We start from the raw sequence: 350 nt of genomic DNA, 5'->3' as shown, positions 1-350 counted from the left end.
GGAGGCGCCGGTTTCGCAGAGCCCCCAATCGGCGGCGAGCTTGCCGCGAATGGTGTTGGCCAGCAGACGGGCATAGGGCTCGGTCGAGGAGCGCATGTCGCCAATATCTTCCCGTGTCAGGCCGAGCAGATGCTTGAANNCCCCCGCGATAATAGGTCGAGGCGCCGGGCACGGCGAGTAGCGCCGCCGAGATGAGGCCGCCAGCCGAGGATTCCGAAATGGCCACGGTCTCGCCGCGGGCCTTGAGCGTGTTTGCGATCTGTTGCGCGATGGGGATGAGTGTTTCCATGCGCGCCAATTGAGCAGCCGGGTGGGCGCCGCGCAAGCCGGACGTTGGGAGAGGGCCGGGC

Annotated in this window: 1 pseudogene; it reads right to left on the bottom strand. The window is 67.2% G+C overall.

Annotated elements, in window-relative coordinates:
• A pseudogene (locus tag B4F73_RS04365) lies at positions 1 to 289 on the bottom strand (CinA family protein); the annotation flags it as partial.
• Between the last annotated feature and the right edge of the window lie 61 nt (positions 290 to 350).

The sequence above is a fragment of the Hyphomonas sp. UBA3601 genome (assembly GCF_002375605.1).
In the GTDB taxonomy this organism is placed as follows: Bacteria; Pseudomonadota; Alphaproteobacteria; order Caulobacterales; family Hyphomonadaceae; genus Hyphomonas.
Note: the sequence above shows the minus strand (reverse complement) of the source record. Positions and strands in the feature narration are given on the sequence as shown.